General features: G+C 67.2%; 12 protein-coding genes. 9 read left to right on the top strand and 3 right to left on the bottom strand.

Going from position 1 to position 13,000, the window contains the following annotated elements; genetic code table 11:
* Positions 1-16: 16 nt before the first annotated feature.
* From trpB to U4Z64_RS02540, 9 genes are all read left to right on the top strand, one after another.
* Positions 17-1,210 carry a tryptophan synthase subunit beta gene (gene trpB / locus U4Z64_RS02580; RefSeq protein ID WP_044843817.1) on the top strand — a complete coding sequence of 398 codons (1,194 nt, stop codon included), beginning with the start codon at positions 17-19 and terminating at the stop codon, positions 1,208-1,210.
* A gap of 9 nt (positions 1,211-1,219) precedes the next feature.
* The gene (locus tag U4Z64_RS02575) at positions 1,220-2,071 is read left to right on the top strand and encodes a site-specific DNA-methyltransferase (protein ID WP_321819182.1); all 852 of its coding nucleotides are present in this window, start codon (positions 1,220-1,222) and stop codon (positions 2,069-2,071) included.
* 41 nt (positions 2,072-2,112) lie between these two features.
* Positions 2,113-2,931, top strand: a complete 819-nt coding sequence (gene trpA / locus U4Z64_RS02570) for a tryptophan synthase subunit alpha (protein WP_321819181.1) — start codon at positions 2,113-2,115, stop codon at positions 2,929-2,931.
* Positions 2,932-2,995: 64 nt separating this feature from the next.
* On the top strand, positions 2,996-3,868 hold the full coding sequence (accD, locus tag U4Z64_RS02565; RefSeq protein WP_044843820.1) for an acetyl-CoA carboxylase, carboxyltransferase subunit beta: 873 nt from the start codon (positions 2,996-2,998) through the stop codon (positions 3,866-3,868).
* A 100-nt stretch (positions 3,869-3,968) separates the two neighbouring features.
* Positions 3,969-5,279, top strand: a complete 1,311-nt coding sequence (gene folC / locus U4Z64_RS02560) for a bifunctional tetrahydrofolate synthase/dihydrofolate synthase (protein WP_321819180.1) — start codon at positions 3,969-3,971, stop codon at positions 5,277-5,279.
* A 29-nt stretch (positions 5,280-5,308) separates the two neighbouring features.
* The gene (locus U4Z64_RS02555) at positions 5,309-6,136 is read left to right on the top strand and encodes an SPOR domain-containing protein (protein ID WP_321819179.1); all 828 of its coding nucleotides are present in this window, start codon (positions 5,309-5,311) and stop codon (positions 6,134-6,136) included.
* A 6-nt stretch (positions 6,137-6,142) separates the two neighbouring features.
* Positions 6,143-6,637, top strand: coding sequence for a CvpA family protein (locus U4Z64_RS02550; RefSeq protein ID WP_044843823.1), 495 nt, complete (start codon positions 6,143-6,145; stop codon positions 6,635-6,637).
* 51 nt (positions 6,638-6,688) lie between these two features.
* Entirely contained in the window at positions 6,689-8,221 is a 1,533-nt protein-coding gene (gene purF / locus U4Z64_RS02545; protein ID WP_044843824.1) for an amidophosphoribosyltransferase, read from the top strand.
* A gap of 259 nt (positions 8,222-8,480) precedes the next feature.
* Positions 8,481-9,674, top strand: a complete 1,194-nt coding sequence (locus tag U4Z64_RS02540) for an O-succinylhomoserine sulfhydrylase (RefSeq protein ID WP_044843825.1) — start codon at positions 8,481-8,483, stop codon at positions 9,672-9,674.
* A gap of 103 nt (positions 9,675-9,777) precedes the next feature.
* On the opposite strand, the gene U4Z64_RS02535 is transcribed toward U4Z64_RS02540, so the two are convergent.
* Genes U4Z64_RS02535 through U4Z64_RS02525 form a run of 3 tightly spaced genes read right to left on the bottom strand, consistent with a single transcriptional unit; the run spans position 9,778 to position 12,864 of the window.
* Positions 9,778-10,731 carry an NAD-dependent epimerase/dehydratase family protein gene (locus tag U4Z64_RS02535; RefSeq protein WP_124521895.1) on the bottom strand — a complete coding sequence of 318 codons (954 nt, stop codon included), beginning with the start codon at positions 10,729-10,731 and terminating at the stop codon, positions 9,778-9,780.
* On the bottom strand, positions 10,718-11,764 hold the full coding sequence (gmd, locus tag U4Z64_RS02530; RefSeq protein WP_321819178.1) for a GDP-mannose 4,6-dehydratase: 1,047 nt from the start codon (positions 11,762-11,764) through the stop codon (positions 10,718-10,720). The genes U4Z64_RS02535 and gmd overlap by 14 nt, the downstream gene beginning before the upstream one ends.
* Positions 11,765-11,799: 35 nt before the next feature.
* Positions 11,800-12,864, bottom strand: coding sequence for an acyltransferase (locus U4Z64_RS02525; protein ID WP_321819177.1), 1,065 nt, complete (start codon positions 12,862-12,864; stop codon positions 11,800-11,802).
* Positions 12,865-13,000 lie beyond the last annotated feature (136 nt).

Raw genomic sequence — 13,000 nt, 5'->3', positions numbered from 1 at the left:
GATCGAGAGTGACACCATGTACAACCTTCCTGATGATCGCGGCCACTTCGGCCCGTATGGCGGCGTGTTCGTCGCCGAAACGCTGATTCACGCGCTGGACGAACTGCGCACGGCGTATGAAAAATTCCGGAACGACCCCGATTTCGTCGCCGAGTACGAGCGCGAACTGAAGTACTTCGTCGGCCGTCCGTCGCCGATCTATCACGCGCAGCGCTGGAGCGAGACGCTCGGCGGCGCACAGATCTACCTGAAGCGCGAGGACCTGAACCACACCGGCGCGCACAAGATCAACAACGTGATCGGCCAGGCACTGCTCGCGAAGCGGATGGGCAAGAAGCGCGTGATCGCCGAGACCGGCGCCGGCCAGCACGGCGTCGCGACCGCGACGATCTGCGCGCGCTTCGGCATGGAGTGCATCGTCTACATGGGCGCCGAGGACGTGCGCCGCCAGGCAGCGAACGTCTACCGGATGAAGCTGCTCGGCGCGACGGTCGTGCCGGTCGAATCGGGTTCGCGCACGCTGAAGGACGCGCTGAACGAAGCGATGCGCGACTGGGTCACGAACATCGAGAGCACGTTCTACATCATCGGCACGGTCGCGGGCCCGCACCCGTATCCGGCGATGGTGCGCGACTTCCAGCGCGTGATCGGCGACGAGTGCAAGGTGCAGATGCCGGAACTCGCCGGCCGGCAGCCGGACGCGGTGATTGCGTGCGTCGGCGGCGGCTCGAACGCGATGGGCATCTTCTATCCGTACATCGACGATGCTTCGGTGCAGCTGATCGGCGTCGAAGCGGCCGGCGACGGCCTCGACACCGGCCGTCACGCGGCGTCGCTGATCGCCGGCAGCCCCGGCGTGCTGCACGGCAACCGCACGTACCTGCTGCAGGACGACAACGGCCAGATCATCGAGACGCATTCGGTGTCGGCCGGCCTCGACTATCCGGGTGTCGGCCCCGAGCACGCATGGCTGAAGGACAGCGGCCGCGCGCAATACGTGCCGATCACCGACGACGAGGCGCTGAAGGCGTTCCACGACTGCTGCCGGATCGAGGGGATCATCCCCGCGCTCGAGTCGAGCCACGCGATCGCGTACGGCGTGAAGCTCGCGCCGACGTTGCCGAAGGACAAGATCCTGCTCGTCAACCTGTCGGGCCGCGGCGACAAGGACATGCACACGGTCGCCGAGCGATCGGGCATCGCGCTCTGACCCCGACTGATGCGTGACCTGATCGAACAACCGGGCGGCGGCGCCGCGAGCGAAGCGGAGGCGGGGCAGCCTGCCGTCGCCGTGCCGCGCGCACGGCCGTCCGGGATCGAGCTGCACAACCGCGATTTCATGACCGAAGCCGCGCGCCTGCCGGATGCGTCGATCGACCTGATCGTCGCCGATCCGCCGTACGGGCTCGGCAAGGACTACGGCAACGACTCGGACAAGCGTTCGGGCGACGATTTCCTCGCGTGGACGCGCGAGTGGCTCGAGCTCGCGATTCCGAAGCTCAAGCCGAGCGGGTCGATGTACATCTTCTGCACGTGGCAGTACGCGCCGGAAATCTTCAGCTTCCTGAAGACGAGGCTCACGATGGTCAACGAGATCATCTGGGACCGGCGCGTGCCGAGCATGGGCGGCACGACGCGCCGTTTCACGTCGGTGCACGACAACATCGGCTTTTTCGCGGTTTCCAAAGCGTATTACTTCGATCTCGATCCGGTCCGCATCCCGTACGACGCCGACACGAAGAAGGCCCGCTCGCGCAAGCTGTTCGAAGGCAGCAAGTGGCTGGAGATGGGCTACAACCCGAAGGACGTCTGGTCGGTCTCGCGCCTGCATCGGCAGCACGCGGAGCGCGTCGATCATCCGACCCAGAAGCCGCTGGAAATCATCGAGCGGATGGTGCTCGCAAGCTGCCCGCCGGGCGGCCGCGTGCTCGATCCGTTCATGGGCAGCGGCACGACCGCGGTGGCCTGCGCACGGCAGGGGCGCGACTTCGTCGGCTACGAGATCAACGAAAGTTATTGCGCGATCGCGCACGAGCGCGTGAGCGCGCTCGTCGTGCCGGCGTGCGCGTGAGTCGCGCCGCCGAGTCGCCGATCGCATCAAGGAAAATTGCCATGTCCTCCCGTATCCAGCAGACCTTCGCCGCACTCGCCGAACAAGGCCGCAAGGGCCTGATCCCGTTCATCACGGCCGGCGACCCCGATCCCGCGAAGACCGTCGAATTCATGCACGCGCTCGCCGAAGGCGGCGCCGACGTGATCGAGCTCGGCGTGCCGTTCTCGGACCCGATGGCCGACGGCCCCGTGATCCAGCGCTCGTCGGAACGCGCGCTCGCGCGCGGCGTCACGCTGAAGAGCGTGCTCGCCGACGTGAAGCGCTTCCGCGAGACCGACCCGAAAACCCCCGTCGTGCTGATGGGCTATGCGAACCCGATCGAGCGGATGGGCGTCGACGCGTTCGCGGCCGAAGCGCAGGCGGCCGGCGTCGACGGCGTGCTCGTCGTCGACTATCCGCCCGAGGAAGCGGGCGTGTTCGCCGAGAAAATGCGTGCCGCGCAGATCGATCCGATCTTCCTGCTCGCGCCGACGTCGACCGACGAACGCATCGCCGACGTGGGCAAGATCGCGAGCGGCTACGTGTACTACGTGTCGCTCAAGGGCGTGACCGGCGCCGGAAATCTGGATGTTTCGAGCATTGCGGGTAAAATCCCGGCCATCAAGTCGCGCGTGCCGGTTCCGGTGGGCGTCGGCTTCGGCATCCGCGACGCCGAAACGGCGCGCGCGGTGGCCGAAGTGTCGGACGCCGTCGTGATCGGCAGCCGCCTGGTGCAGCTGCTCGAGAGCGCCGCGCCGGAGGGCGCCGCCGCCGCGCTGAAGACGTTCATCGCCGAGCTGCGCGCCGCCCTGGACGGCGCCGGCAACACGGCGCGATAAACACAACACAGGAAGCGGGAACGGGCCGGTCGGCCCGCCCCGCCACGGAACAGGAAACCATACGATGAGCTGGCTCGACAAACTGTTGCCGCCGAAGATCAAGCAGACCGACCCGAAAAGCCGCAAGGGCATTCCGGAAGGCCTGTGGGTCAAGTGCCCGTCCTGCGAGGCCGTGCTGTACCGCAACGACGTGGACGCGAACCTGCACGTGTGCCCGAAGTGCGATCACCACATGCGCATCGGCGCTCGCGAGCGCCTCGACGGGCTGCTGGATCCGGAAGGCCGCTATGAAATCGGCCAGGAAATCGTGCCGGTCGACTCGCTGAAGTTCAAGGACAGCCGCAAGTACCCCGACCGTCTGAAGGAAGCGATGGACGAGACGGGCGAGACCGACGCGATGGTCGTGATGGGCGGCGCGATCCACACGCTGCCCGTCGTCGCGGCCTGCTTCGAGTTCTCGTTCATGGGCGGCTCGATGGGCTCGGTCGTCGGCGAGCGCTTCGCGCGCGGCGCGCAGAACGCGCTGGAGCAGCAGGTGCCGTTCATCTGCTTTACCGCTTCGGGCGGCGCCCGGATGCAGGAAAGCCTGCTGTCGCTGATGCAGATGGCCAAGACCACCGCGATGCTGACCAAGCTGGCCGAAGCCAAGCTGCCGTTCATCTCGGTGCTGACCGACCCGACGATGGGCGGCGTGTCGGCGAGCTTCGCGTTCCTCGGCGACGTCGTGATCGCCGAGCCGAAGGCGCTGATCGGCTTCGCCGGCCCGCGCGTGATCGAGCAGACGGTTCGCGAAAAGCTGCCGGAGGGCTTCCAGCGCGCGGAATTCCTGCTGAAGACGGGCGCGATCGACATGATCGTCGACCGCCGCAAGATGCGCGACGAGATCGCGCAACTGCTCGCGCTGCTGCAGCGACAGCCGGCCGACGCGCTGGCCTGATTGGCGCGGCGTTGTGAACTGCGCGCGTCGCCCGGCTGAACCGCCGGGCGGCGCGTTTCGTTTTTTGGCGTAGTGGCGGTACCGATTCAGATTTGATCCGATGAGCACTTTTCCCACTCTCGACGCGTGGCTTTCGCATCTCGAACGCGCGCACCCGGTCGGCATCGACATGGGCCTCACCCGCATCGGGCAGGTCAAGGCGGCGCTGCAGCTCGAATTCGCGTGCCCCGTGATCACGGTCGGCGGCACGAACGGCAAGGGTTCGACCTGCGCGTTCCTCGAGGCGATCCTCGTTCACGCGGGCTACAAGGTCGGCTGCCACACTTCGCCGCACCTGCTCGAATTCGGCGAGCGTGCGCGCGTGAACGGCCAGCAGGTCAGCGACGCCGAGCTGCTGCCGCACTTCGAAGCCGTCGAAGCGGCGCGCACGTCGCTGCCGGAGCCGGTGTCGCTCACGTACTTCGAATTCACGACGCTCGCGATCCTGCACCTGTTCGCGTCGCGCGGGCTCGATGCGGTGATCCTCGAAGTCGGCCTCGGCGGCCGGCTCGATGCGGTCAACATCATCGATGCCGATTGCGCGATCGTCACGAGCATCGACATCGACCATACCGAATACCTCGGCGACACGCGCGAGAAGATCGCGTTCGAGAAGGCGGGGATCTTCCGCGCGGGCAAGCCGGCGATCTGCGGCGATCCCGCGGTGCCGAACACGCTGGTCGACCATGCCGAAGCGATCGGCGCCGACCTGTGGCTGGTCGGCCGCGATTTCCGCTACGAAGCGCAGCCGGGCGCGGAGCGCCAGCAATGGAGCTACCTCGGCCGCGAGAAGCGCTATCCGGCGCTCGCTTACCCGGCGCTGCGCGGTGCGAACCAGCTGATCAATGCATCGGCCGCGCTGGCCGCGCTCGAGGCGCTGCGCCCGGTGCTGCCGGTGTCCGCGCAGGACATCCGGCTCGGGCTCGCGAACGTCGAGCTGCCGGGGCGCTTCCAGGTGCTGCCCGGCAAGCCGGCGATCGTGCTGGACGTCGCGCACAACCCGCATGCGGCGGCCGTGCTCGAGCAGAATCTGGGCAACATGGGCTTCTTCCCGTACACGTACGCGGTGTTCGGTGCGATGCACGACAAGGACATCGACGGCGTGCTGCGGCACCTGAAGGGCGAGATCGACCACTGGTGCGTGACCGACCTGCCGCTGCCGCGCGCGGCGAGCGCGGAGCAGCTCGAAGCCGCGCTGCGCAAGGCCGGCGTGGAGGACGGGGCCGATTCGAGCGTGACGCGGTACGCGTCGCCCGCCGAAGCGTTTCGCGATGCACTAAAAAGAGCATCCGAGAATGATAGAATCGTGGTTTTCGGCAGTTTCCATACGGTGGCGGGTGTGATGGCCTACCGGAAATCGCAGCAACACTGACTGAAGGGCAGTTTCGGACTCAGCCATTCATGGGAATTTTCTCGTTCGGCAAGAAAGACGACGACGCGCCCCCGCGGCGCGGCGGTCGTACCGGGGCCTCCCGGAACGTGCGCACGGAGCGCACTGAACGCGTCGAGCGGCGCACGCGCCGCACCGAGCGTCCGGAATCGGACGCGCTGCTCCTCGATCCGACCCTTCCTGAAAAGCAACGCGCCCGCCGGCGCCTCGTCGGCGCGATCGCGCTCGTCGTCGCCGCGGTGATCGTGCTGCCGATGGTGCTCGATTCGCACCCGAAGCCGGTGACGGACGACATCGCGATCGACATTCCGAACCGGCCCGCACATCAGGCGGTCGCGCCGCGTGACGACGACGCGTCCGACGTGCAGGCGGGCGTCGCGCACGACGAGCCGCCGGCCTCCGACGCCGCGGTGGCGGCCGTTCCGGCCCCCGCGGAGAAGGACACGGCCAAGCCGGCCGCGAAGCCCGAACCCTCGACGACCACGGCGAGCGTGACGCCGCCGAAGCCCGCTGCGAAGCCGGCCGCGCCCGCACTCGCGGCGAAGCCGGCGCCCGCGGCGGTCGCGAACGCCGACGCCGCGGCCGACAGCGGCGACGCTTCGTCGCCGGCCTCGCCGGCCGGTGCGCGCTTCGCGGTGCAGCTCGGCTCGTTCAAGGACGACGCAACGGCCCGTTCGTGGGCCACCAAGTTGAAATCGGCGGGCGTGCCCGCATATGTCGAGCATCGCAAGCAGGCGGACGGCAGCACGGCTAGCCAGCTGCGTGCCGGCCCGTTTGCGGATCGCGCGGCGGCGTCCGCCGCGATCGCGAAGGTGCGCGAAGCCGGACTCACGCAGTAACGTGCGATGCTGACGGCTTTCGACTACGCTGTATTGGCGGTGATCGCGTTGTCTGCGCTGCGTGGCGCGTGGCGCGGTTTCGTCTCCGAGATTTTCGGGCTGATCGGCTGGATCGCGGCGATCGCGATCGCCGCCCGCTATGTCGGACTGGTCGTGCCGTATATCCCGGCGAACTGGCCGGGCGGCGCGCTGACGCAGTGGGTGATCGCGTTCGCGCTGATCGTGATCGGCGTCGTGTTCGTCGCGGGTGTCGCGAACGCGCTGTTGTCGCGGATCGCGCAGGCGACGGGCCTCGGCGGGGTCGATCGCTCGCTGGGCATGATGTTCGGGCTCGTCCGCGGCTGCGTGCTGGTGGTGCTGCTGGTCGCGGCGGCCGGGCTGACCGAATTGCCCAAACAGGATTTCTGGCGCAATGCGCTATTGCGTCCTTTCGCCGAACAGGGCGTGCACGAGCTGAAGCAGCTCCTGCCCGACGGCATGGCCCAGTATGTACGCGTGTGACGACGCGGCCGGGCAGGACGGAACCGATTTTGTCATCTTGAAGGACATGCCATGTGCGGCATCGTAGGTGTTATCTCCCAAGCCCCCGTCAATCAGCTGATCTATGACAGCCTGCTGCTGCTGCAGCATCGCGGTCAGGACGCAGCGGGCATCGCGACGGCGGACGGCAGCAATTTCCACATGTACAAGGCGAACGGCATGGTGCGCGACGTGTTCCGCACGCGCAACATGCGCAGCCTGCCCGGCACCTTCGGCATCGGCCAGGTCCGCTATCCGACGGCCGGTTCGGCGTCGAGCGAAGCCGAGGCGCAGCCGTTCTACGTGAACGCGCCGTTCGGGATCATCCTCGCGCACAACGGCAACCTGACGAACTGGGAACAGCTCAAGGACGAGATGTTCCGGATCGACCGCCGGCACATCAACACCAATTCCGACAGCGAAGTGCTGCTCAACGTGTTCGCGCACGAGCTGCAGCTGTCGACGACGGGCCTCGAGCTCGATCCGGCCGCGCTGTTCAAGGCGGTCGAGGGCGTGCATCGCCGCCTGCAGGGCTCGTACGCGATCGTGTCGCTGATCGCCGGCTACGGCCTGGTCGCGTTCCGCGATCCGTTCGGCATCCGTCCGCTCTGCATCGGCAAGCTCGAGACCGAACACGGCACCGAATGGATGGTCGCGTCGGAGTCGGTGGCGGTCGAAGGCATCGGCTTCGAATTCGTGCGCGACGTGCAGCCGGGCGAAGCGATCTTCATCGACAAGGCCGGCAACTTCCACAGCCAGCAGTGCGCGGAGAACCCGACGCTGAATCCGTGCATGTTCGAATACGTGTATCTCGCGCGTCCGGATTCGTGCCTCGACGGCGTGCCCGTCTACAACGTGCGCCTGCGCATGGGCGACTACCTCGCCGAGAAGATCAAGCGCGAGCTGCCGAACGTGCCGATCGACGTCGTGATGCCGATTCCCGATTCGTCGCGTCCGGCTGCGATGCAGGTCGCCGCGAAGCTCGGCGTCGAGTATCGCGAAGGCTTCTTCAAGAACCGCTACGTCGGCCGTACCTTCATCATGCCGGGCCAGGCCGTGCGCAAGAAGTCGGTGCGCCAGAAGCTCAATGCGATGAGCATCGAGTTCAAGGACAAGCACGTGCTGATCGTCGACGACTCGATCGTGCGCGGCACGACCTCGCACGAAATCGTGCAGATGGCGCGCGATGCGGGCGCGAAGTCGGTGATCTTCGCGTCGGCGGCGCCGCCCGTGAAGTTCCCGAACGTGTACGGCATCGACATGCCGACGCGCGGCGAGTTGGTTGCACACGGCCGCACCGACGAGGAAGTCGCGAAGATCATCGGTGCCGACCACCTGATCTATCAGGACGTCGACGACCTGCGCCGCGCGGTGCGCGACATCAACCCGAAGCTCGAGGGCTTCGAGGCGTCGTGCTTCGACGGCAACTACATCACCGGCGCCGTGACGCCCGAGTACCTCGATGCGATCGAGCGCGCCCGTCTCGCACCGGCGTCGCAGGCCGATCGCGACACGGCAGGCGACACCGCGCGTTCGCAGATGAACCTGCAGTTGTCGGTCGAGTGATGCCGGCGCACGCTTCGGATGAAGCGTGATAGGATGTGGCCTTGCGTCGATTTGATTCAGCTTGCGGACGCGGGGCGACTTCCCAAAACAGCTAAAGCGAAGGCCGGCGGCAGTCGGCCCGAGTCGATCGCTGTCGTACCGCACCGAAGCCCGCTGATGCCGACGCATAGCGGGCTTTTTGTTTTGGCCTGATTTTGTGGCTGGGCGCGCGCCCGATGCACGACCCTCGGCGCGACCCCTCGAATACGGATAACGGAACATGGACGACTCCCTCAACTTCGACACGCTCGCCGTGCGCGCGGGCACGCTGCGCAGCAGCGACTTCAACGAGCACTCGGAAGCGCTGTTCCTCACGTCGAGCTTCTGCTTCACGAGCGCGGCCGAGGCAGCCGAGCGCTTCGCGAATTCGGAAGACTATTTCACCTATTCGCGCTTCACGAACCCGACCGTCACCATGTTCCAGGATCGTCTCGCCGCGCTCGAAGGCGGCGAGGCCTGCATCGCGACGGCGTCGGGCATGGCCGCGATCATGTCGGTCGTGATGTCCGCGCTGCAGGCGGGCGATCACCTCGTCAGCTCGCGCAGCCTGTTCGGCTCGACGCTCGGGATGTTCTCGCAGATCTTCAGCAAGTTCGGCATCACGACGACCTTCGTCGATCCGACCGACCTGAATGCATGGCAGGAAGCGGTGCGGCCCGAGACGAAGATGTTCTTCCTCGAAACGCCGTCGAACCCGCTGACCGAACTCGCCGACATCGAGGCGATCGGCAAGATCGCGAAGGCCGCGAACGCGCTGTTCGTCGTCGACAACTGTTTCTGCAGCCCGGTGCTGCAGCAGCCGCTGAAGCTCGGCGCGGACGTCGTGATGCACTCGGCGACGAAGTTCCTCGACGGCCAGGGCCGCGTGCTCGGCGGCGCGCTGGTCGGCTCGAAGGAATTCATCATGGGCAAGGTGTTCCCGTTCGTGCGCAGCGCGGGCCCGACGCTGTCGGCGTTCAACGCGTGGGTGCTGCTGAAGGGGATGGAGACGCTGTCGCTGCGCGTCGAGAAGCAGTCGGCGAACGCGCTGGAAATCGCGCGCTGGCTCGATTCGCATCCTGCGGTCAAGCGCGTGTTCTATCCGGGGCTCGAATCGCATCCGCAGCACGAACTCGCGAAGCGTCAGCAGAAGGCCGGCGGCGCGATCGTATCGTTCGAGCTGAAGGGCGACACGCCGGAGCAGCAGCGCGCGAACGCGTGGCGCGTGATCGACAGCACGAAGCTGGTCTCGATCACCGGCAACCTCGGCGACACGCGCACGACGATCACGCATCCGGCGACGACGACGCACGCGCGCATCACGCCCGAAGCGCGTGCGGCCGCGGGGATCACCGAAGGGCTGATCCGCCTCGCGGTCGGCCTGGAAAACGCGGGCGACCTGCGCAACGATCTCGCGCGCGGCCTCGAGGGCTGAGCGCGGCGGCACTGATTTCAGGGCCGGCATGACGACGGGTCGCTCAGACAGGGCGGCCCGTTTTCTTTTCAGTCGGCGACGAACGCGTGTTGCGTTGCCGGAATCAGCCGGCCCGCGCGTCGCGCATCGCGTCCATCATCCAGCGCAAGGTTTCGTCGAGCGGCGTCACGGGCAGCTCGCCCACCGCGCGCCGCAGCTTGTCGCGCGACCCGCTCAGGCTTTTTACTTCGTTATGCCGAACGAAGCGCGGATCGATCGTCACGTCGATCACGTAACCGGCGATTCGCGACAGCATCGCCAGCACTTCCTTCAGCGAATACGCGCGCTCCGAGCAGATGTTGAACGTCTCGCCGGCCGGCGCGGCTTCGAGCAGCTTCAGATAGGCGGCCGTCACGTCGCGCACGTCGGAGAAATCGCGGCTCACGTCGAGATTGCCGAGCGAGATGCGCGGCGCGTTGCGCGCATAGTGCGACACCAGCTTCGGCAGCAGATAGGCATCGTCCTGGCCGACGCCCGTGTAATTGAACGGCCGCGCGATCACGATCGGCAGGCGGTCGGCCCACAGCTTCGCCGCGTATTCCATCGCGAGCTTGCTGACCGCGTAGTCGTTCGCGGGCGCGGGCGCGACGCTTTCGTCGAGCACGCCGGCCGTCGAATTGCCGTAGATGTTCGCGCTGCTGGCGAGCAGCACCGCCGACGGGCGGCGGTCGAGGCCCGCGAGCGCGGCCAGCAGGTTGCGCGTGCCGACGATGTTGACCGCGTAGGTCTGCGACGGCTCGTCCTGCGCGACGTGCGCGCGCGCGGCGAGATGCACGACCGCATCGGGCCGCGCATCGGCGAGCGCCGCACGGGTCGCGTCCGCATCGAGCAGGTCGACCGGCAGCAGCGTGCAGTGGGCGAGCGCCGGATCGTCGGGCCGCGCCGCGCCGGGTGCCACGGTGCCCCACACGTCGTAGCCGGCCGCAGCGAGCCGCTGCGCCATGTAGCGGCCGGTGAAGCCCGCCAGGCCCGTGACGAACGCCCGGCGCGACGGGCGCCTGGCTTCAGTACGTGTCATGGTGCCGGTTCCGCGTCAGGTCCGCTTCGACCATCATCTGGCAGAGCTGTTCGAGCGTCGTCTCCGGCGCCCAGCCCAGCTTGGCTTTGGCTTTGTCGGCAGAGCCGATCAGCAGGTCGACTTCGGCAGGGCGGTAGAACTTCGGATTCACTTCGACGAGCACGTTGCCGTTCGACGCGTCGAGGCCGCGTTCCTGCTCGCCCTTGCCGGTCCATTCGATCTGGTAGCCGGCGGCCGCGAACGCCATCTGCACGAAGTCGCGCACGGTCTCGGTGCGGTTGGTCGCGAGCACGTAGGTGTCGGGCTCGTCGGCCTGCAGCATCCGCCACATCCCTTCGACGTATTCGAGCGCGAAGCCCCAGTCGCGCTTCGCGTCGAGGTTGCCGAGCTCGAGCCGGGTCGCCTTGCCGAGCTTGATCTTCGCGACGGTGTCGGTGATCTTGCGCGTGACGAACTCGCGGCCGCGCAGCGGCGATTCGTGGTTGAACAGGATGCCGCTGCAGCCGAACAGGCCGTAGGACTCGCGGTAGTTCACGGTCATCCAGTGCGCGTACAGCTTCGCGACGCCGTACGGGCTGCGCGGGTAGAACGCGGTCGTCTCCGTCTGCGGGATCGCCTGCACCTTGCCGAACATCTCGGACGTCGACGCCTGATAGAAGCGCGTCTTCGGGCTCACCACGCGGATCGCCTCGAGCAGGTTCAGCGGGCCGACGCCCGTGACCTCGGCGGTCGTCGCCGGCTGGTCGAACGACACGCCGACGAAGCTCTGCGCGGCCAGGTTGTACAGCTCGTCGGGCTGCGTGCGTTCGAGCAGCCGCAGGCTGGAGCCGGCATCCGTCAGGTCGTGCTCGACGAGCGACAGGTTCGGGTGCGTGTCGACGCCGAGCTCGGCGATGCGCCAGAAGTTGACCGAGCTGGTGCGGCGGTAGGTGCCCGTGACTTCGTAGCCCTTGTCGAGCAGCAGCTTGGTCAGGTAGGCGCCGTCCTGCCCGGTGATCCCCGTGATGATGGCCTTCTTGCGAGTTTGGCTCATGGCAATGTCCTGGTCGAAACGATGGATTGAGAAAGTCAGGCGGTCGTGCGCGCGGCGGCGGGTACCGTGCTGTGCGCGGGGCCGCGGGTCAGGCGCCGCTCGAAGCCGTACCAGCTCACGGTGGCGTATACGAGCGTGATGGCCAGCGCGAGCGCGGCCGTGACGAAGCGGTTCAGGTGCAGCGGCCACAGCGCGTACAGCACGCTCAGGTGAATCAGGTAGACGGTGTAGCTGACGGTGCCGACGTACACGAGCAGCGGGTTCGTCAGCACGCGCTGCACGGGGCCGCGTCCGCGCAGTGCGATCACGACGATCGACGTGCACAGCAGCAGCGAGATGCTGTAGAGCGCGGCGTTCGACAGCGGCGTGTTCGCGGCGCGGAAACGCGGGAACGACAGGTGCAGCCAGCCGAGGATCGCGAGCGACACGAGCGCGCCGACGATCGCGAGCGGATAGAACGGCTCCAGCGCGCGCCGGTCGCGGCGCAGCACGATCGCGAGCAGCGCGCCCGCGGCGAGCAGGTCCATCCGGAACGGCGTCAGGTAGTAGATCGGCCAGAACGAATCGAACCACGGCGTCGCGATCGCGCGCAGCACGGGCGCCGCGACGATCAGCGCGGCGGCGATCCACAGCAGCGCGCGCTCCGAACACCACAGCACGACGAACGGCCAGAAGATGTAGAACTGCTCCTCGACGGCGAGCGACCACAGCACGTTCAGGCTGTCGTGGCCGATGCTGCCGAGCGACAGCCCGATGTTGGTCGAGAAGAACGCGAACCACGGCCAGTGCGGCAGCCAGCTCGCGCCGAACAGCAGCGTCGACACGACCAGCAGCAGCACGTACGGCGGCAGGATCCGGCGCACTCGGCGCGCGTAGAAGTGGCTGAAGTACGACTGTCCGCGCGCCTTGCGCTCGAGCAGGATGCCGGTGATCAGCAGGCCGCTCAGCACGAAGAACAGGTCGACGCCCATCCACAGCGGCGCCTTCAGCGCGTGTTGCAGGAACACGGCGCCGACGGCGATCGCGCGCAGCCCGTCGAGCTGCACGATGCGGCCGTGTTGCGGCGGGGCGAGGTCGGCGGTGCGCGAGATGCCCGTCATCGCGCGACTCCTTCACGACGCGCGGCCGATGCCGACGCGCGCCGCGTATTCGATGCGTGAACGTAATGCATGCGTTTAAAGGAAATATTGATTCGAAATCGATTCTAGGGAAAAGAAATCGGCAAAAAAACGCATG

The organism is Burkholderia sp. BCC1996 (assembly GCF_905339955.1).
Taxonomy (GTDB): Bacteria; Pseudomonadota; Gammaproteobacteria; order Burkholderiales; family Burkholderiaceae; genus Burkholderia.
Note: the sequence above shows the minus strand (reverse complement) of the source record. Positions and strands in the feature narration are given on the sequence as shown.

Bases quoted from the DNA above. Each gene is read 5' to 3' on its own strand.
- U4Z64_RS02575 (WP_321819182.1), top strand. From the start codon at position 1,220: ATGCGTGACCTGATCGAACAACCGGGCGGCGGCGCCGCGAGCGAAGCG.
- trpB (WP_044843817.1), top strand. From the start codon at position 17: ATGTACAACCTTCCTGATGATCGCGGCCACTTCGGCCCGTATGGCGGC.
- U4Z64_RS02550 (WP_044843823.1), top strand. From the start codon at position 6,143: ATGCTGACGGCTTTCGACTACGCTGTATTGGCGGTGATCGCGTTGTCT.
- gmd (WP_321819178.1), bottom strand. From the start codon at position 11,764: ATGAGCCAAACTCGCAAGAAGGCCATCATCACGGGGATCACCGGGCAG.
- U4Z64_RS02535 (WP_124521895.1), bottom strand. From the start codon at position 10,731: ATGACACGTACTGAAGCCAGGCGCCCGTCGCGCCGGGCGTTCGTCACG.
- trpA (WP_321819181.1), top strand. From the start codon at position 2,113: ATGTCCTCCCGTATCCAGCAGACCTTCGCCGCACTCGCCGAACAAGGC.
- purF (WP_044843824.1), top strand. From the start codon at position 6,689: ATGTGCGGCATCGTAGGTGTTATCTCCCAAGCCCCCGTCAATCAGCTG.
- U4Z64_RS02540 (WP_044843825.1), top strand. From the start codon at position 8,481: ATGGACGACTCCCTCAACTTCGACACGCTCGCCGTGCGCGCGGGCACG.
- accD (WP_044843820.1), top strand. From the start codon at position 2,996: ATGAGCTGGCTCGACAAACTGTTGCCGCCGAAGATCAAGCAGACCGAC.
- U4Z64_RS02555 (WP_321819179.1), top strand. From the start codon at position 5,309: ATGGGAATTTTCTCGTTCGGCAAGAAAGACGACGACGCGCCCCCGCGG.
- folC (WP_321819180.1), top strand. From the start codon at position 3,969: ATGAGCACTTTTCCCACTCTCGACGCGTGGCTTTCGCATCTCGAACGC.
- U4Z64_RS02525 (WP_321819177.1), bottom strand. From the start codon at position 12,864: ATGACGGGCATCTCGCGCACCGCCGACCTCGCCCCGCCGCAACACGGC.